The sequence below is a fragment of the Chryseobacterium gregarium DSM 19109 genome (genome assembly GCF_000430845.1).
Taxonomy (GTDB): Bacteria; Bacteroidota; Bacteroidia; order Flavobacteriales; family Weeksellaceae; genus Chryseobacterium; species Chryseobacterium gregarium.
On record NZ_AUMU01000017.1, the window covers coordinates 1 to 18795 of the forward strand.

9 protein-coding genes, 1 tRNA gene and 1 pseudogene are annotated in these 18795 nt (G+C 40.3%); 7 read left to right on the forward strand and 4 right to left on the reverse strand.

The window, feature by feature from the left end; genetic code table 11:
* Positions 1-114 precede the first annotated feature (114 nt).
* Together H561_RS23695 and H561_RS0117135 are read left to right on the forward strand one after the other, a co-directional pair.
* Positions 115-252: pseudogene (locus H561_RS23695) on the forward strand (transposase); the annotation flags it as partial.
* A gap of 32 nt (positions 253-284) precedes the next feature.
* Positions 285-572: a hypothetical protein gene (locus tag H561_RS0117135; protein ID WP_081411685.1), complete on the forward strand. Its 288-nt coding sequence runs from the start codon at positions 285-287 to the stop codon at positions 570-572.
* A 320-nt stretch (positions 573-892) separates the two neighbouring features.
* On the opposite strand, the gene H561_RS0117140 is transcribed toward H561_RS0117135, so the two are convergent.
* Positions 893-966 (reverse strand) — tRNA-Arg (locus tag H561_RS0117140).
* 47 nt (positions 967-1013) lie between these two features.
* On the opposite strand from H561_RS0117140, the gene H561_RS0117145 reads away from it, so the two are divergent.
* Genes H561_RS0117145 through H561_RS0117155 form a run of 3 tightly spaced genes read left to right on the forward strand, consistent with a single transcriptional unit; the run spans position 1014 to position 4792 of the window.
* Complete coding sequence (locus H561_RS0117145; protein ID WP_027388121.1) at positions 1014-2060, forward strand: ABC transporter substrate-binding protein; 1047 nt, start codon at positions 1014-1016, stop codon at positions 2058-2060.
* A 43-nt stretch (positions 2061-2103) separates the two neighbouring features.
* Positions 2104-2748 carry a monofunctional biosynthetic peptidoglycan transglycosylase gene (gene mtgA / locus H561_RS0117150; RefSeq protein WP_027388122.1) on the forward strand — a complete coding sequence of 215 codons (645 nt, stop codon included), beginning with the start codon at positions 2104-2106 and terminating at the stop codon, positions 2746-2748.
* A 13-nt stretch (positions 2749-2761) separates the two neighbouring features.
* The gene (locus tag H561_RS0117155; RefSeq protein ID WP_027388123.1) at positions 2762-4792 is read left to right on the forward strand and encodes a recombinase; all 2031 of its coding nucleotides are present in this window, start codon (positions 2762-2764) and stop codon (positions 4790-4792) included.
* Here the strand turns inward: H561_RS0117155 and H561_RS0117160 are convergent.
* The 3 genes from H561_RS0117160 to H561_RS0117170 are packed head-to-tail and all read right to left on the reverse strand — an operon-like array spanning position 4770 to position 6928.
* A complete protein-coding gene (locus H561_RS0117160) occupies positions 4770-5063 on the reverse strand; it encodes a hypothetical protein (protein WP_027388124.1) in 294 nt (97 codons plus the stop codon). The two genes, H561_RS0117155 and H561_RS0117160, sit on opposite strands and share 23 nt — an antisense overlap.
* 2 nt (positions 5064-5065) lie before the next feature.
* On the reverse strand, positions 5066-6169 hold the full coding sequence (recF, locus tag H561_RS0117165; RefSeq protein WP_027388125.1) for a DNA replication/repair protein RecF: 1104 nt from the start codon (positions 6167-6169) through the stop codon (positions 5066-5068).
* Between the two features lie 3 nt (positions 6170-6172).
* Positions 6173-6928, reverse strand: a complete 756-nt coding sequence (locus H561_RS0117170; RefSeq protein ID WP_027388126.1) for a UbiA prenyltransferase family protein — start codon at positions 6926-6928, stop codon at positions 6173-6175.
* 18 nt (positions 6929-6946) lie between these two features.
* Between H561_RS0117170 and H561_RS0117175 the strand changes: the two genes are divergently transcribed.
* Together H561_RS0117175 and H561_RS0117180 are read left to right on the forward strand one after the other, a co-directional pair.
* On the forward strand, positions 6947-12841 hold the full coding sequence (locus H561_RS0117175) for an alpha-2-macroglobulin family protein (protein ID WP_027388127.1): 5895 nt from the start codon (positions 6947-6949) through the stop codon (positions 12839-12841).
* Positions 12842-12845: 4 nt separating this feature from the next.
* Positions 12846-18716 (forward strand): alpha-2-macroglobulin family protein, encoded by a 5871-nt coding sequence (locus tag H561_RS0117180; RefSeq protein ID WP_027388128.1) that lies wholly within the window; start codon positions 12846-12848, stop codon positions 18714-18716.
* The last annotated feature ends 79 nt before the right edge of the window (positions 18717-18795 follow it).

An 18795-nucleotide genomic window follows, 5' to 3' on the forward strand; every position in this document is an offset into this window, starting at 1 on the left:
GTTTGACCTTCTCCCAAAAAACCGGATCAGTTAAAAGTAGAGATTTTTCAAGAAATACTTAAATTTAAATAAAGAAAAATCTAATGAAACCTAACGCAATGGTTAGGCGTAGCCAAAAAGAGCAGATTTACAGAGAGTCAGATTATTTTTGCATTGAAGCAGTCTGAAACGGGGGTGAAAGTTGAAGAAGTTTGTCGTAAAATGGGTATAAGTGAGGCAACTTTCTACAATTGGAAGAAGAATCAGACAGGATCTGCAAATTATATCCCTATATAGATGTTTTTATGATTGTTATACATAATGTCAGCCACGATCTGCAAAAATTTTTTCAGGATATCTTAGAAAGTTTTAAAGACCTGCTCTCGGAAGTTCAGGAAGCGATCGATCGCAAAGAGATCAATTATCCTGATGCACAAGTATTTTTAAGCGATCTGTTTTCACTATCATCCTTTTCTTACATCTTTAACAATTTTTTTAGCACTTTGAAAATTCCTTTACATAAAAAGTCCATTTTTGATGATTGTAACAATAAGAACAGAAGAATTCTGAATATTCTTTTTGAAAGCAATTAAGTAATAAAAAGTTAGAATTACATTGATGATATAGTGTCGGATGTAAAGAGAGAATCTATCACCGTTTTTTGACAGGACCATTATTTTCTATAAGAGTTTATCTGGTAGAATAATTTTTTCATCACTTTCTTTTAATTCTTGTGCGTAGGGTATCTAGGGCTTGGAAATATTGAAAAGGAAGCAGTGACTTTGCTTATGCTTGTGACGGAGGAAGTGTTTTTCAAATAATAGTATTTTTACGTTAGATCATTCTGAGTAGTGAAAAAAAAGGATAAAAAAAAGGCGCCAACTGGAAACAGTTGGCGCCATTTGGCATTTTGTGACCTCGACAGGATTCAAACCTGTAACCTTCTGAGCCGTAATCAGATGCGCTATTCAGTTGCGCCACGAGGCCGTTAATAAAGGTTTGCAAATATAACACTTTTTTAGTTTCTTTGAAAGATGAAACCAAGAATTTTATTATTAATTGCATTTTTGACGCTAACTTCTTGTAAAAGAGAACAGAAAATTTCGGCTTCCGGACAGGCGGTGATCTCCAGCCTGGTGCAGTACAGCGAAAAAGACAGCATTTTGCATATCCAGTCGGGAAAGTTTACCTATGATCTTAAAGAAAATCAGCTTCCCCTGAAAAAAATTATTCTTCTGAATGCGAGCATGGCCGGATATATTTCAGCACTGGGAGCGGAAAACAGGGTAGCCGGAGTTTCAAGCCCGGAATATATTTATGATCAGAAAATTCACGATTTACTGAGAGGCGGCAAGATTCAGCCAGTGGGAAATGACCAGAAATATGATGTGGAAAAGATTATTTCACTGAAGCCCGATGCTGTCTTTACCAATTATATCCCAAGCTTTGACAATACCTACCAGCTGTTGAAAAATAACGGGATCCAGGTGATTTTCCTCGATGAATACAGGGAGCAGGAACCGTTGGAAAAAACGGCTTACCTCAAGCTGTTCGGAAAGCTCCTGGGGAAATCTGAAGAGGCTGAAAAAACATACCGGGAAATTGAGGAGCATTACAACGAGCTGAAGAAACTGGCCCTTCAGGCAAAAGAAAAGCCTGAGGTGCTGGCCAACGAAATGTATGGTGATGTCTGGTACCTTCCGGGCGGGAAGACGTCCGTCGCCCGTTTTATTTCCGATGCCAATGCAGAGTATATTCTGAAAAACAATACCGAAGAAAAAGCGGTGACCATGAGTTTTGAGGAAGTATTTGCCAAGTCGGCCGGTGTGCAGTACTGGATCAATGCAGGCAACCATAGCTCAAAAAAGGAAATGCTCAGCAAAAATCCTTTTTACAGCAAGATCAGTGCTTTTAATAAAGGCAAGGTATACAGTATTACAGGTAAGGAAAGAGGGCAGGCCAACGATTTTTTTGAAAGCGGCATCGTGCGGTCAGACCTGGTCCTGAAGGATTATATCAAAATCTTCCATCCCGGACTTCTGCCCGATGAGCCGCTTTCGTACATGAAAGAATTGCAATAACTCAGACTATTTCCTTATTTTTGGCATTCCTTTGTATAAAATTATGTGGAATAAAATTAAAAAAGTCATATTCATCATTTTGGTACTGAACGTCCTGTTTATTGTTTGGGGAAGGTTTTTTAACCCGCCCATCACCATTACCCAGATCGGTGGGCTTTTGGAATACGGAAGGCTTCAGAGGGATTATGTCTCTTACGATGACATGGGGAATAATGTGAAAAAAGCGGTCATTGCGTCAGAAGACCAGAATTTTTTTATTCATGACGGTTTCGATTACAAGGCCATCGAAAGAGCGATGAAGAGCAATAAACAGGGGAAAAAGCTGAGAGGCGGAAGCACGATCTCCCAACAGACCGCTAAAAATATTTTTCTTTGGCAGGGAAGAAGCTGGCTGAGAAAAGGGCTGGAAGCCATGTATACCTTCATTATTGAAAAAGTATGGACTAAAGATATTATTCTTGAAAGGTACCTGAATTCCATTGAAATGGGGCAGGGCGTATTCGGCGTGGAAGCCGCTTCCCAGTATTATTTCGGTAAATCTTCAAAAAGCCTCACCGTATCCGAAGCAGCCTGGATTGCAGCGGTTTTGCCCAATCCCAAGAAATATGATCCTAAAAATCCGTCAGCCTATCTCAGAAAGAAACATAACTGGATCATGAGACAAATGAGGAATGTGGGTTTGAAATAGTATCTTTGCACCGATGAAACTCTTTAACTCCAGCACCAATTTTGAGTCTGTTCTTAAAAAATATTTCTCTTTTAAGAATGAAACCCTCTCTCTGGAGCCGTTCGCGGAACTTCTGGAGAGCGTAAAGAGTGCGGATTTTACCGATGTTCTCAATTTTTTCAGGACCCATCCCCAGATCACGGAAAGCTTTAAACAGTACCTTCATCATATTTTTAGCGGGAAGACCTTTAACCTGTCATTGACCGAGGCCAATATTTTATCTGAAAATGCCTTCGTACCCGAGCTCAAAAAGAGGATCCTTAACAAAGTGCTGCCTCCGATTGTCAATGAAAAGACGATCTGGTACATGATCGACAATGTGAGCTTCCGCCCGAAAAATGATCTGAAATTCTTCCATAACCTTCCTGAAAATGAAATTGATGAGCTCTTTGTGATGCTTGGGATCTCAGATTTTATCATCATGCCGGAGGTAAAAAGGGAGATCCTTTTCTCCATGAATATCCTTTCATGGCGCGTAACGGGATCGGCGATGGAAACCGAAGTGGTAAGGATGGCCCCGGAATACCGTAATTTCGACAATCCGTTTCTGGCTTTGCAGAATGAGCTTGAAGACCTGGCCTCAGAGTTTGAGAAAAACCCTGAACTGCAGCTGCATTCCAAAGACAGCCGGTACAAACAGATCAAAATTTACATTGAACAGTGCCTGGAGTTTGTGAATATTGCCTTTAAGAATTCTTCCAAATACGGGATTTCAGGAAAAATCAACCAGTCGCTCATCAAAATCCGACAGCAGGTTCAGCGGATCTATGAGATCGTTCAGCTGCTGGTGATCGACGATGAAAAGGATATTTTAATCAATTCGAAAAGTTTAGTTTTCAACATTTTAAGATATAAATCCCACAGGAATAACATCTCGGAACTGATCAATGACAGTACGAGGCTGATTTCCCATCTGATTACCAACCACACGGCAGAAACGGGCACGCATTATATAACATCAACCCGGAAAGAATACATGACCATGTTCTACAAAGCCAGCGGCGGAGGGATTATTGTAGGGGCCTTATGCGTGCTGAAAATGCTGTACGGCTATATTCCGGGAAGCGATTTTTCGCATGCGTTTTTATATTCCATGAATTACGCCATGGGCTTTGTGATGATCTACCTGATGAGGTTTACTTTAGCCACGAAGCAGCCGGCTATGACCGCAGCCACCATGACCAAGGTGCTGTCGGAAGAGGGAAATATCAAAAGCGGCAGTACGGAATTTGCCCATCTGGTTTCAAAACTGTTCAGGAGCCAGTTTATTGCTTTTGTCGGGAATGTATTATTGTCCTTTCCGATTGCTCTGATCATTGTGTATGGCCTTGATGTATTCTTCTCACAGAACATGGCTGTGGAAAGGTCTGATAAGTTGTTGAAAGACCTTGACCCTTTCCAGTCCAAAGCAATTCTCCACGCCTGTATCGCCGGTTTTTACCTTTTCATATCCGGGATTATATCGGGAAATATCGGGAACAATTCTGTATTTTATCAGATCCCGGAAAGGATTTCAAAGAACATTTCCATCAGAAGGCTCCTGGGGAAAAACTTTGCGAAAGGAATGTCAGCGTATTATGCTAAAAACTGGCCTGGAATCGTGTCGAATTTCTGGTTCGGGGTTTTTCTGGGGGCTACCGCGCCGATAGGCTTGTTTTTGGGGCTGGACCTTGATATCCGCCACATTACCTTTGCGGCCGGAAACTTTGCGATCGGGCTGTACGGAAAAGATTTCTCCGTGGATTCCTATACGTTCTGGATCTCTTTTGTCACGGTTTTCCTGATCGGGTTCTTTAACTTCCTCGTGAGCTTCAGTTTATCCATGTTCCTGGCATTCAGGTCGAGAAAGCTGAACTTTGGTCAGGTCAGTGAAATTTATAAAGGCATTTTCAGGTATTTTATGAAAAATCCGCTGAGGTTTTTTATTCCGTTAAGTTCCGGCCTGGATAAAAGAGCGGATGATCTGATGAACAGCTCCCTTACTACAAAATCTGAAGATCGTTAAACCGGTCAGCTCCGAACTTATCCTGGAATTTTTTCAGATAAAAACTTTTGCGCATCTGGAAGTCATGTTTCAGCAGAGGAGAGTAGATACTGATGATAATCCGCTTATCTTCGATATTCACACTTTTGATTTCACAGAACAGGCTTTCATCAAGGTATTCTTCCAGGAAATCTTTGATCTCAAAGGCAACCAGCTTATTTTCAAAGCCATAAATCCTTGCGAAAGATTTCACAAGGTCGGATGACTGGTATTCGCGTCTTTTCTTTTTCATGTTCAGATTTCAAAAATGATGCTTTCTTCATTAATCTTTTTCACCACGCTTTCGGTACGTTCCCTGTGGGTATCCGTAATGAAAATCTGTCCGAAGTTTTCCTGGTTCACCAGCTCAATCAGCTGGGAAACCCGCGTATCATCCAGTTTGTCAAAAATATCATCGAGTAAAAGGATCGGGGTCTTGCTGGTGAGTTCTTTGATCAGGCTCATCTGTGCCAGTTTTAACGAAATCAGGAACGATTTCTGCTGGCCCTGGGAACCCGTCTTTTTAATTAATACCGAATCCATTTCAAAAAGGAGGTCGTCTTTGTGGATGCCTTTTGAAGTATACGTCAGCATCCGGTCTTTATCCAGGCTTTCCGTTAAAAGGTCGCGGAACTTCCGGTCAGGTTGGGCGGTATCAAAACCTTCAATGAGATGCGACTCATAAAGGACGGAAACGCTTTCCTTTCCGCCTGAAATGATCTTATAGAAACTCTGGACAATCGGGTTGAGCTTCTCGACAAAATCTTTCCTTTTGAGAAAAATTTTGGTTCCGGAACGGATGATCGGATCATCATAGATGTCTAAGGAATCTTTGTCCCAGACCCTGTTTTTGGCGAAATATTTTAATAAGGCATTTCTCTGCTGAACGGTTTTCTGATACTGGATCAGGTCAAAAAGATATCCTGAATCCGTCTGAGAAATCATGGAATCCAGAAATCTCCTCCGGCTTTCCCCTGAATCTGAAATCAGGTTGGAGTCATACGGGGAAATCATCACGCTCGGTAAATATCCGATGTGGTCGGCCAGCCGGTCGTAGCTTTTATCATTTTTTTTGATGGTCTTTTTCGCTTCTTTCGGCTGCAGTATTTTAATGAGGTCTTCGCTGCCGTCGTTCTGGATTTCAGCATCGATGGTGAAAAAATCTTCATCATTTTTAATGTTGTTAAGATCGGTATTCCCCAGGAAGCTCTTTCCGACGGAAAGATAGTGAAGCGCATCCAGGATATTCGTTTTTCCCACCCCGTTGTTGCCGACGAAGCAATTGATCTGCGGTGAGAACTCGAATCTTTTCTCCGAATGGTTTTTAAAATTGTACAGGGAAAGTTTCTTAATAATCATTCGTCAAAAATACTCCATTATAAGCAAAAATAAAAAGGGAAGTGCAGAACATGTTTCCACCCCGAATGAGAAATAAGCGTCATCCCGCTCATTTTCAGAGAAATAAATAAGAATATAAGTGACGATACCTGACAAATAAAAAGCAATGGAACTGTTGATGCTTAAATAACCGGCCGCAAGGATATTGCTTAGGAAGATCAGAACATAGGCAAGGTATTTCGTATTCTGAACACCGATGATCGCCGGGAATGTTTTTACCGTATCTGCTTTCATATCACGGATATCGAACGGCAGAACCAGAGCCGTAATAAAAAAGAAACTTATTAAAAATATAGGAATGCTGAATTCCGGCAGCGTAAGCCAGCAGTTCATCAGTGCCCAGACCAGCCCTACATAGAAAACTTTCAGCAGCGGGATCTTCCGGATGTAGGTGTCCAGGAAAAAACTGTTATACAGAAGCCCGAGAATCACAATGATGCCCCATTTCACCAGGCGTATTTCATTGTGGTTATGAATGATTAAAAAAGCGCAGACCATGCCGGTAATCACATTGAAAAGTAAAATTCCCGGAAAATGTCTGGTCTTCTGATATTTGGTATAGAGATAGCCGCTGAAATAAGTGATGAAAATAAAGCAGACCGTAGGATACCGGAAGGTATTTTGTTCATTCATGAAAAATACGGCAAAAAGAGTCCCCGTTAAGGATACGTAAAACTGACTGTCAATAACGGATTTTTTCAGTACTTTTAAGGTATTCATTTACCAAAAATAACACATATGAAAAGATTCTCCAAGATTTTTATGCTTTTGCTTCTCCTGCTGAATTGTTCGGGTATTTTTGCCCAGAAATATTATGATGAACAGTGGAAGGAGGTAGCGGAAGGATATAAAAACGGAATGTTTAAGTCGAGCTTTCCCATCATTCTGGAGATTCAGAAAAAAGCCATTCGGGATAAAAACGCATTACAGCTGATCCGTTCTCTGAAAGCAGAATTCGCCATTTATAAAGATACGCAGGACGATCCGAAAAATGATTACGCTTCGGTTTTCTTTTCTAAAATTAAAAATACTGAAAATCAGCTGAAAGGCGATGATCTGCTGTTTTTTAAAATATTGGAAATCGAGTTTTTTGAAGGCTACATGAATGCCAGCCAATGGCAGATTCTGCAGCGTACCAATCTTGCCAAAAGCGATATCACTGAACTGGAATCCTGGACGAAGCTTGATTTTAAAAATTATTACACGGAAAAATTAAGCGAATTAAATAAAGCGGATGCCCAACTGAAACAAATTCAGTTAGAAAAATATAAAGATGTTTTTGCCAAAGAAAAAGATTTTGAATTTTTTCCTACCCTTTATGATTGGAAAACAAAGAAAAATATTGAATTCCTGAAGAATGAGTTTTTGTTTACAAAGAATGAATTGAAGGAAAACCAAAAGACCATATTATCATTATATCAGGACCTGATTACTTTTAATAACAACAACCCGAAACTTTATTTTCAGTTTGAAAAATTAAATTTCCGGAATCAGATTGCTAATGATAAAAAGTATACCGATAAACTGAAAGAGCTCATCAATTCACCGGTAAAAGGAGATTACAAAATCATGATCGCCGTAACCGCAGCCTCTCTTCTGCATAACGAAAAAAACTCCCGGGAAGCCGTGCAGCTGATCGATCAGGTAAAAGCAGAATATCAGGATTCCCAATTCATCAATCATTTGATATCGCTGGAGAATAATATCAGAGCTTCCGGCCTGCAGGTTTTTTATGAAGAAAACAACCTGCCGGATCAGCCGGTTCACCTCGTTGCCAAGCATAGGAATGCAGATCATTTCAGCATTAAAATTTACCGGGTGAATGATTTTAAGAACCAGTTGCCCTATCTGCAATCCCTCGGCTACGATGAATATTATAAAAAAATAAATAAAACGCTATTCCGTACCAATACATTTACCTTACCGGGTCTGAACGATTACCAGGAGCATACAACGTCTCTGGAGATGAAATCTCTTCCCAAAGGAATGTACGTCGGTGAATACATCAACGGATCAGAAGTTTCTAAATTTTTGTTTGTCATTACCTCTTCAAGGGTCATTTTTGATGAAAAAAGAAATTATATACTGGTTTCAAGGGAAAACGGCGCCTCAAAGAACAATACCCTGCTCGAATATTACAGGTTTATGGATTATTCTAAAACCAGCGAAACACCGGTTCTGATAAAAACGGATGGGGCAGGGAAATTTTCAGGGCAATTAAACTGGAATGATTCAAATTATCTGGTCTATGCTCCCGGTTCCAATGATTTTAATATACTCAGAAGAGAATATAATGATTGGGAAAGGGAATGGAAACGGGATCCTCAAATTCAGATTTTCCTCGACAGACAAATTTACAGACCCGGGCAAACCGTTTATTTCAAGGCCATCGCAACATATCCTGACTATGAAAAAAGATCTGATTTTGTCATGAAGGATGATGAACAGGAAATTTCTTTGTATGATGCTAATGATCAGAAAATGACATCACAAAAATTCAAAACCAATGAATTCGGCTCTTACACCGGAAGTTTTGTCCTTCCCAAAGATCGTCTTAACGGAAAGTTTTCCCTTCGGGGCAGAAGTGAGACGAGAAGTAATATGGATGGATCTGTCGCTTTTTCAGTTGAAGAATACAAGCGTCCGAAATTTGAAATTATTTTTGATACGATTAAAAACGAATATAAATACGGGCAGGCCATCGAATTGAAAGGAAAAGTCATGACTTTTTCAGGAATCCCTCTGAGCAATTCAACCATTAATTTTGATATTAAAAGAGAAAACATCCGCTATAGGTATTTCTGGTGGTATCCGTATGATTCGGGCAATGAAAATACGGTTTTGGGAAAGGCCGAAACCAATGAAAAAGGAGAATTTACCATCAAAATCGATCTTAAAAAAGATGAAAATACGGAAGGAATCCAGGTACATAACTATCATGTGAATGCTTCCTTAACCGACGTCAACGGAGAAACCCAGTCTGCCGAAACGGATGTGAAAGTGGCTTCGGTTTCCCATTATCTGAAAGCGAATGATATCAAAGAGGAATTTGCCGAAAATGAGGTCAAACTCAAAGTGGAAGCTTTCAATTATAACGATATTGCCCTGACGAAAAGTTACCAGGTAAAACTGATGAAACTTCAGGAACCTCAACGGGTTTTAAGGGATAATTTCAAAAATGTGATCCAGGACCTGCCGAAACTTTCGAAAGAAGAATTCTTAGCAAAATTCCCGCATGACCGTTATGATAAATTTGATGATAAAAAGAACTGGAAAGTTGAAAGAGTTGTTTCAGAACGCATCGAAAATACCAAAAGCCTTAATCTGGGGAAACTGGAAGCCGGAGAATACCGGCTTGAGCTTTATAACATTGAAGGAAAAGATACGGTAAAAGTACAGCAGGATTTCGGGGTCTGGAGCAAGAAAGGTGTGGGAAAGAGCCAGTTTCCGTTTTTGAAAATTATCGGCCCGGAAGAGCCGGTTTCAAGGGGGGCTCAGGCTTTAGTCTATGTATATTCTAAAATTCCGGATGCTGTGGTCCATATTTATCTGCAGGATGGAACCGGCGATACTAAGTTTGAAAACGGTAAGTTTAACAATGGTTTATTGGTTTATAAACTTCCGGTTTCTCAGGATAAAAGGATTGTGAAATACAATGTTCAGTTTTCAGTTGTTCATTACAATGATGTTCAGAATCAGTTTGTTAATATCAATGTGAAAGACGCAGATGATCCGCTGAAAATTGAACTGACCACCTTCCGTGATAAGCTCGAGCCCAATTCAAAAGAAAAATGGAGCATAAAAATCACCGGGAAAAGCAAAGAAAAAACAGTTGCCGAAGTTCTGGCCAATATGTACGATAAATCCCTGGATAAATTTGCGCCCAACACTTATGCATTCAGCACCCTATATAAGCCTCAGAATATCGTAAGGGATTTTAATATCCGGTCTTATCCAAGCGTTTTATACTGGAACCAGAAAATCAAATACCTGGAAGGTAAAAATGTGTATCAGCCGCAATTTTCATGGTTTGATAAAAATATTTTCTTTGACCTGATGCTGAAATACGGATTGATAAAAGATACGGACGGTGACGGCGTAGACGATGAACACGACGAGTGTCCTACCGTTCCGGGACAGGAGTATTATAAAGGATGCCCTGCCTCATCAAGAAACGTACAATCAAGGATTTCTGAAGAAGTTGTTTTATCAAAGGTATCTGCAAGATTCGAGAGTACGGACGGAGACGGAGTCTTAGATAAAGACGATGCTCGTCAAAAAGCAGAAAAACCTAAAGAAGACCCGGAAAATGTTCAGGCCCGTAAAAACCTTAACGAAACCGCATTTTTCTATCCTCAGTTGAAAACCGATGCCAATGGAAACGTAAATTTTGAATTTACCACACCTGAAGCACTCACAAAATGGAAATTAATGTTTCTGGCTCATACGACAGATGCGAGAAGCGCGGTGTTGGAACAGGATATCATTACCCGGAAGAAATTTTCGGTGACACCGAATTATCCGAGATTTCTAAGAGAAGGGGATGAGCTGAATTTTCAGGCAAAAATTTCCAACCTTGAAGATAAAGCGCTTGCGGGTTCGGCATCTTTACAGATTTTAAATGCGGAAACCAATGAAGATATTTCCGCACTGTTCGGAATCATTTCTGTGCAGAATTTTGAGGTGAATGCGGCTGGAAATGCTGTCATAAGCTGGAATTTAAAGGCTCCTTTCAATAAAGTAAGCTCAGTTATTATTAAAGTGGTGGCCAAAGCAGGCGAATATTCAGACGGCGAACAGATTCCTGTCGGAATATTATCCAACAGAATGCTGCTGACAGATGCGCTTCCGGTTTTTGTAAAAGAAGGACAGACGAAAACGTTTACCCTGGAAAGTTTAAAGAATAATACATCCGCAACAGTAGCGAATTTCAGCAATACCCTGGAACTGAAAACCAATCCGGTCTGGGAAATTATTTTTGCGCTTCCGAATTTAAGCGACAACTTAAATATATCTTCCGATGCCATATTCAACACCTGGTTTGCCGATGTAGTGGGCTCTGAGATATTTAAAGCCAACCCAAGAATGCAGGCTGTATTCAGTGAATATAAAAATGCGGATCAGCTGAAAAGCAATCTTGAAAAAAATCAGGAGCTGAAACAATTGCTTTTGGAGGAAACCCCATGGGTACTGCAGTCCCAGTCTGAAACCGAAACGATGAACAGCCTTTCAAGGCTTTTTGATGTGAGTGCTATGAGAAGTTCAATCAATAAAGACTGGTCACATTTAAAACAATACCAAAACGGCGACGGCGGTTTCCCGTGGCTTCCCGGTTTTGAAAGTTCGTACACCAGTTCTTTATACATTCTGAGAAACTTAGGAAAAATGAATGAGTGGCTGAAAGACGATATTTCTTTGTACCAGACAGATCAGGATGCCATGGTTGCAAGATTGATCGGTTATATTGATTCTGAACTTGAAAAATACTGGAAAGAAAGCGAAGACAGTCCGTGGAGCAATTTTGCACTGGATTACCTGGATACCCGACGGTATTGGGAAAAGCAGTATCCGCTTTCAGGAAAAGGACAATTATTGAAATCGATGATCATCAACCGTTCTGAGAAGTTCAAATTTACAGATCTTACGTTCTACGGATTACACAGATCTGCATTGATTTTTGATCATTACGGCTTGAAAAAACCTTCCGACAGGCTGATCAGCTACATCAAAGAAACTTCCACCTCTTCGGAAACACAGGGCATTTACTGGAAACAGAATTTCAATGACTGGGGCTGGTACAATTCTAAAACCGTGAACCACGCCGGAGCCATAGAAGCTTTAAATAAACTGGATGCTAAAGATGTGAATTTTATTGAAGAAGCCAAAGTCTGGCTGGCCACTCAGAAAGAGGTGAATTCGTGGGGGAATTCAAGAAATACAGCAGAAGTTGTTTACGTTATGATGAATTCCGGGAAATCATGGACAGGAACAGAATCCGATAAAGCAACCGTTATTTGGGGTGGTAAAGAAGTGATTCCGCAGACAAAAACTACGGGATATCTTAAACAAACTATAAAAACTGATGTGTTGGATAAAAACTTAGGAACCGTTACCATAACAAAACCTGGCCCGGGAATTGTTCAGGGAGGATTATTCTGGCAGTATTTTGAAAACCTGGACGAGGTGAAATCTACCGAAACCTATATTGCTATGACAAGAGAATATTACAAAAAAGTAAAAACAACGAATGGCGATCAATTGGTTAAGATTGAGGAAAAAAGCCCGCTGACGGTTGGTGATAAAATAACCGTAAGAATGATTTTAGACAGCGACCGGCCGATGCAGTATGTGCATCTGAAAGATATGAGAGCAGCAGGACTGGAGCCTGTAGATGTGATTTCAGGTTACCAGTGGAAGAATAATCTTGGGTATTATCAGGCAACCAAAGATGCCTCGACGAACTTTTATATTTATTATATGCCGAAAGGAAAATATGTTTTTGAATACGATCTGATCTGCAACGCTTCCGGAAGTTTTTCAAGCGGTTTTGCAACGCTGCAGAATTATTACGCGTCTCAGATGAATGCCAGAACAAAAGGCAATAAAATTGAAATTAAAAAATCAACACCATAAATCAATGAAAAATATTAAGATTTTAATAATACTCATGTGCTTTGGAATTTTCAATACACTCCAGGCCCAGAAATATTATGATGAACAGTGGAAAAAAATAGAAGACGGCGACAAAAAAGGAGCATATAAATCTAATCTTCCCCTTATATTGGATATTCAGAAACGGGCCATGAAAGAAAATAATGCATTGCAGCTAATCCGGTCTTTAAAAGGCGAGTTCAGCATTGTGAACAGGACGGCAGATGATGACCAGAATGCTGCTGCCTCAAAATTTTTCACTAAAATCCAGAATGCCAGGAGACCTTTAAAAGGGGAAGACAAAATCATATTTGACGTTCTGCTCAACGGTTTTTTCCTGGATTATTACAACCAGAACCTGTGGAGGATAAACAGCAGAACCGGTTTGAATTCCCAGGATGTTTCACAAATAGAAACCTGGAGCAAACTGGATTTTAAAAATTACCTGATTAAAAATTTTCAGCAGCTTGATCAGCAGAAAGCTGAAATGAAAAAAACGGCTTTGGTAAAATATAAAGATCTTTTCCTGAATACAAAAGATATTAACTATTTCCCGACTTTAGCAGACTGGTATGCCCTGAAAAAAATTGCTTTCCTGTCCGGCAACGGGCTTTTCACAAAAAATGAGCTTGCAGAAAACAGAAAACAGATTGATGTTATTTTTGATGAGCTGATCGCGCAGAACAACGGAAATCCGAAGCTGTACTTTATGCATCAGAAGCTGGAAGAGAACTGCCGTTTCAGTCAGTGCAAAGATAAACTGCAACAGCTTCAGGCCCTTGTGAAATCAAGTACAGAAGGGGATTACAAGGTTTTAATAATGGATCAGATCATGTCTGAATTCATTGAGAAAAAGCAGGCAAAAGCAGCTTTGTCCATTGCCGCTGAAGCAAAGTCCCAATACCCGAAATCCCCTTTTATTGAAAATATTAAAAATACGGAAGCGCAGATCACCGTGCCTTCTCTTGTTTTTCATTATGAACAGCAGACGCAGCCCAACCTGCCGGTTCATTTTGTCGTGGACCACAAAAATGTTTCAGAATTTTCTTTAACTATTTATGAAGTAAAACAGGATTTTGCCTCTTTTTTTCCCTATGCCCTGAATTCTGATACAGGTTTATATGGGAATATTAAAAAAAGCCTGATAAGAAAAGAAACCTACCGGCTGACAGACTCCAAAGATTATCAGAGCCACTCGACTTCTCTGGAAATAAAACCTCTTCCTTCAGGAATTTATATCGCAGAATATACAGTCTCGGAAGGAAAGAGTGAAAACCGCCAGAATTTCTATTTCCTGATTTCCAATAATAAAATTATTTATCAGAACAAATCCGGTCGTAACACTGATTCTGACCAACTTAAACTGGTAAACAGTGAAAACGGCAAACCGGTTACCGGTGAAAACCTCACCTTTTATGAATCTGTAAATGGCAAAAGCCTGACCCGGACTTCCGGTAAAACAGATGAGAAAGGCGTTTTCAGATTTCCGGCAGGTAAAGAATATTACAGAACCTATCTCGTTCAGCAGGCCAGAACCAATGATTATCAGATCCTGCATGTTTACGGGGAATATAATTACGCTGATGAAAACCTTAATAAACAAACCCGAACCAAAGCTCAGATCTTTACGGACAGAGCCATCTACAGGCCCGGACAAACGGTTTATTTCAAAGTCATTGATACGAAAATTGATAAAGAAATCGAATCTGTAGCATCAGGATTAAAACAGAAGATCATTTTAACGGATGCCAACGGGCAGGAAATCTCCAGCCAAAACTTTACCACCAATGAATTCGGTTCTTACCACGGCAGTTTTATTCTTCCTAAAGGAAAGCTGAACGGAACCTTTTTTCTGAGAACGGATAATGAAACACAGGGATCTAAGGATATTCAGGTTGAAGAATATAAAAGGCCGAAATTCGAAGTGACTCTTGAGCCGGTAAAAGATGAATACAAATACGGGCAAACGATCGAATTAAAAGGGAAGGCAATGATGTTTTCCGGAGTTGCCCTGAGCAATACGACGGTACATTATGAAATTAAAAAACATAACATCCGCTGGCGGTATTTCAGCGGCTATCCTCAGGGTAATGATAATGAGAATTCGGTTCTGGGAGAGGCTGAAACCAATGAAAAAGGAGAGTTTACGATTCGCCTGGCTCTTAAAAAAGACGAAAATATTGAAGGCATTCAGATTGATAATTATGAAATCAATGCTTCGGTAACGGATATCAACGGGGAAAGCCAGTCAGCGCAAACGAACCTGAAAGTGGCCTCCGTTTCACATTACATCAAGGCAGATGAGATCAGAAATACCTTTACCGATGAAAATGTCAAACTGAAGGTCGAGACTAAGAACTATAATGAGCAAAGTCTTAAAAAGCCGTATCAGGTAAAGCTTTCCAGACTTGAGACACCGGACAGGTTTATAAGGAATAATTTTACAGCAGAAGTTCAGGATCTGCCGAAATTCTCAAAAGCAGAATTCATCAGCAGATTCCCGCATGATTTGTTTGATCAGAATGAAGAGGTAAAAAACCGGAAGGCCTCATCTGTTATTTTAGACGGAGTGAAGCGAAGTGAAGCATCTCTTGATCTCGGAAAATTGGAACCGGGGGATTATCAGCTCGAACTCTATAATATTGAAGGAAGAGATACGATAAAAAGTGCTCAGAATTTCAGTGTCTGGGATAAAGGCGCTTTAAAATCCGATCAGAAAACATTCCTGACGGTTGTGGAACCTGAAAATGAGTTTCCAAGAGGCGGAAAAGCAAAAGTGTATGTATATTCTGCAATTCCCGATGCGCTGGTAAATATTTTCATTCAGGACGGTTCGGGGAAAACCACTACGGATGTCCGAAGTTTCAGAAACGGTGTTCTGGAATATACCGTTGATATTCCCACTGATAAGACAGTTTCGTCTTTAAATATTCAGTTCCAGATAGCCGCTTTTAATGATGTTCAGACACAGGGGACAGATTTGAAAATAAAAAATTCTGAACAGCCCTTGAAAATAGAAACGGTTACTTTTAGGGATAAAATCGAGCCTGGTGCAAAAGAAAAATGGTCTGTAAAAATTTCAGGAAACCAGAAAGAGAAGATCAATGTCGAAGTTTTGGCCAGTATGTACGACCTATCTCTGGACCAGTTTGCAGTGAACCGGTTTGCCTGGCAGAATTTATATTCCCGTTATTCGGCCGTTTCTTCATACGATATGAGAAGCAGTCTCTTATCAGAATATTATGAAAAAAGGGCCGAATATTTTACTGGTAATGATGTAGAGGTCCCTGAGTTTAACTGGTTTGACTATTATATGTCTTATAACACGGTACAAAGAGGTCTGAGTGGGAGAGCCCCAGGAGTTGCAATCCGTGAAGCTGCGCTTCCTGCTCCCATGGCTATGGCAAAAATGAAAGTTGAATCTTCAAGAACGGATGATGAAGCAATAGATATTTTAAATTCAGGGAGACAGCTTACTAAGCAGGAAAAGAGTGGATTTACAGATTTGGACGCAGATAAAAATAATAGAGGGAATCTTGAAAAAATCCCCGTCCGTAAGAACCTCAACGAAACCGCTTTTTTCTATCCGGATCTGAAAACAGATTCCGAAGGCAACGTAAGTTTTAAATTTACTTCTCCGGAAGCTCTGACAAAATGGAAACTGATGTTTTTGGCCCATACCCAAGATGCGAGAGCGGCAACCTTGGAAAAAGAAGTGGTGACCCAGAAAGAGTTTTCAGTAACGCCGAACTATCCGAGATTTTTAAGAGAAGGGGATGAGCTGAATCTTCAGTCAAAATTATCAAACTTAACGAACAAAAAACTCAATGGTTCGGCAAGCTTACAAATATTAGATGCTTTCACAAACGAAGATATTTCATCTCAATTCGGTCTGAATTCAAGCGTCCAGAATTTTGATTTAAATGAAAACGGCAATACGGCTTTAACCTGGAAATTAAAAGTTCCAAACAATGTTTCCTCTGTCATTTTAAAAGTGATGGCACAGGCAGGCGCCTATTCTGACGGCGAGCAACAGGCTATTGCCATACTGCCGAACAGAATGCTGGTAACCGATGCCGTTCCGGTTTTCGTCAGGGAAGGCGAAACCAAAACCTTTGTTTTGGAAAACCTTAAGAATACCGGTTCAGCAACGGCTTCAAATGTGTCCAATACGCTGGAGCTGACGACCAATCCGATCTGGGAAATTATGTTTGCCCTTCCGGGCCTGAAGAATGATCAGAACAATTCTGCTGATGTCATCTTTAATAAATGGTTTGCCGATGTGCTGGCTTCTGAAATTTTTAAGGCCAATCCTAAAATGAAAACGGTTTTTGAAGAATATCAGACCAAAGGATTACTGAATTCAAATCTGGAGAAAAACCAGGAATTGAAGCAGCTCTTGCTGGAAGAAACGCCTTGGGTGCTGGAAAGCAGAAATGAAAGCGAGCAGATGCAGAAACTGGCATTGTTGTTTGATGCCAATACCATGAAAAATTCAATCGGTCAGGATTGGGATGATTTCAGGAAACTGCAGAATCCTGATGGCGGGTTCTCTTGGTATCAGGGATATCCGAGCTCGTACAGCACCTCCCTTTACATTCTGAAGAGTTTGGGAAAAATCAATGTATGGCTGAAAGAAAACGTGAAGGATTATCAGAATGTTGAACAGGATGAGCTGGTAGCGAAATTGGTTCAGTATGTAGACCATGAAATCAATACTTATGGTAATATAAAAGAAAACGTCTGGAATAATTCAGTGATCGATTATCTTGATACAAGGAATTATTGGGAGAAAAAATATCCTTTAAAAGGAAAAGGTGCCGCTTTAAAAGCATCAGTACAACAGAAAGCAAAAATGGCGAAGCTCACTGATTTCACCTTCTTCGGATTACACCGAATGGCTTTACTGATGAACAATTATGGGTTAAAAGATGTTTCAGATAGACTAATGGCTTATATGAAGGAAACCTCTGTCGACTCAAAAACCCAAGGCGTTTACTGGAAGCAGAATCTTGACGACTGGGGTTGGTTCAGTTCCAAAGTGGTGAACCAGGCCGGGGCTCTGGAAGCCTTCAATACACTGAAGCCGAACGATCAGAAATTCATTGAAGACATTAAAATCTGGCTGATCACCCAGAAAGAAGTGAATTCCTGGGGAAGTTCGAGAGGAACGGCAGAAGTGATTTTTACGATTTTAAATTCAGGGAAATCCTGGACAGGCGCAGAAAGTGATAAAGCCACCATCATTTGGGGCGGAAAAGAACTGCAGCCGCAGACTCAGGCAACAGGCTATGTGAAATCTTCTGTGAAAACGGATGTCGTGGACAAAAACCTGGCCACTGTTACGGTAACAAAACCTGGCCCCGGAATCGTGCAGGGCGGGTTATTCTGGCAGTATTATGAAGACCTTGATAAAGTTCAGTCTTCTGAAAACTACCTTTCCGTAACGAAAGAGCTGTACCGAAAGATTAAAACAGTCAATGGGGAAGAGTTACAGAAAATCTCTGCCGAAACGCCGCTGAAAGTCGGTGATAAGGTAACCGTAAGAATGATTCTGAATACAGACCGCGCAATGGAATTTATCCATATCAAAGATATGAGAGCAGCGGGATTTGAACCGGTAGATGTCCTTTCGGGCTATCAATGGAAAAATAATTTAGGCTATTACCAGTCCGCCAAGGATGCTTCAACGAATTTCTATATTCAGTATATGCCGAAAGGGAAATATGTATTCGAATATGATGTGATGGCGAATGCCTCCGGAATGTTCTCCAATGGGATCACTACCATCCAGAATTACTATGCGCCTCAGATGAACGCGCATACCAAAGGGATAAATGTCCGGATTGCGGAATAATAAAGATCATCAATATATTTAACTGAAGCTCCCCACAAACGGTGGGGAGCTTTTTTTGAATTGATGCGGGATAATGATC

Bases quoted from the DNA above. Each gene is read 5' to 3' on its own strand.
- H561_RS0117135 (WP_081411685.1), top strand. From the start codon at position 285: ATGATTGTTATACATAATGTCAGCCACGATCTGCAAAAATTTTTTCAG.
- H561_RS0117145 (WP_027388121.1), top strand. From the start codon at position 1,014: ATGAAACCAAGAATTTTATTATTAATTGCATTTTTGACGCTAACTTCT.
- mtgA (WP_027388122.1), top strand. From the start codon at position 2,104: ATGTGGAATAAAATTAAAAAAGTCATATTCATCATTTTGGTACTGAAC.
- H561_RS0117155 (WP_027388123.1), top strand. From the start codon at position 2,762: ATGAAACTCTTTAACTCCAGCACCAATTTTGAGTCTGTTCTTAAAAAA.
- H561_RS0117160 (WP_027388124.1), bottom strand. From the start codon at position 5,063: ATGAAAAAGAAAAGACGCGAATACCAGTCATCCGACCTTGTGAAATCT.
- recF (WP_027388125.1), bottom strand. From the start codon at position 6,169: ATGATTATTAAGAAACTTTCCCTGTACAATTTTAAAAACCATTCGGAG.
- H561_RS0117170 (WP_027388126.1), bottom strand. From the start codon at position 6,928: ATGAATACCTTAAAAGTACTGAAAAAATCCGTTATTGACAGTCAGTTT.
- H561_RS0117175 (WP_027388127.1), top strand. From the start codon at position 6,947: ATGAAAAGATTCTCCAAGATTTTTATGCTTTTGCTTCTCCTGCTGAAT.
- H561_RS0117180 (WP_027388128.1), top strand. From the start codon at position 12,846: ATGAAAAATATTAAGATTTTAATAATACTCATGTGCTTTGGAATTTTC.